Source organism: Streptomyces sp. PT12 (assembly GCF_003311645.1).
GTDB lineage: Bacteria > Actinomycetota > Actinomycetes > Streptomycetales > Streptomycetaceae > Streptomyces.
The window spans coordinates 1-785 of record NZ_QEST01000004.1 but is presented as its reverse complement, the minus strand read 5'-3'; the positions used below and the strand labels follow the sequence as shown (position 1 = coordinate 785).

Below are 785 nucleotides of genomic sequence, written 5' to 3'. Positions count from 1 at the left end.
CGTCGTGCTTGTCTACCCGTCCGGGCTGGACCTGTCCAGTTCGCACCTGCGCTACCTTGCCCGTCACCTTGCCGCGCACCGCGCGGCGATCGGTTCCCGGTGGCGGCGTCTGAGTGCTGGCCGGCAGGCTCTGCTGGTGCTCGCCCACCTCCGCAACGGCCACCCCTACGCCCAGCTCGCGGCCGGATTCGGTATCGGCACAACCACCGCCTACCGCTACATCACCGAGGCTGTCGACCTCCTCTCCTCGCTCGCCCCACCTCTGGCGGAGGCCGCCCGGACAGCCTCAGGGAAGGCGTACGCCCTGCTGGACGGGACCCTCCTGCCGATCGACCGGATCGCCGCCGACCGGCCCTTCTATTCCGGCAAGCACAAGAAGCACGGGATGAACGTGCAGGTCATCGCAGATCCCCTGGGCCGACTGCTGTGGGTCTCACCGGCCGTCCCCGGAGCTGTCCACGATGTCCGCGCGGCCCGCGAGCACGGCATCATCGACGCGCTCGCCGCCGCAGGCGTCCCCTGCTGGGCCGACAAGGGATACCGCGGAGCCGGTGGCACGGTCCGCGTTCCCTACTGGGGCAGATGGGAGACTCTGTCCACCGGACAGCAGGCCGTCAACCGCTCCCATGCGAAGATCCGGGCCCTCGTCGAACAGGCCGTCGCAACCCTCAAGTCCTGGCGACTCCTGCGCAGGCTGCGATGCTCCACCACCCGCATCACCAACCTCGTTCAGGCCATCCTCACCCTGCACCTGACCTGCTCAAACTGAGGTTGGAAAACGCTCA

1 protein-coding gene is annotated in these 785 nt (G+C 68.5%); it reads left to right on the top strand.

Going from position 1 to position 785, the window contains the following annotated elements:
* The first annotated feature begins 4 nt into the window (after window positions 1–4).
* A complete protein-coding gene (locus DEH69_RS00010) occupies window positions 5–769 on the top strand; it encodes a transposase family protein (RefSeq protein ID WP_113684766.1) in 765 nt (254 codons plus the stop codon).
* Window positions 770–785: the final 16 nt, after the last annotated feature.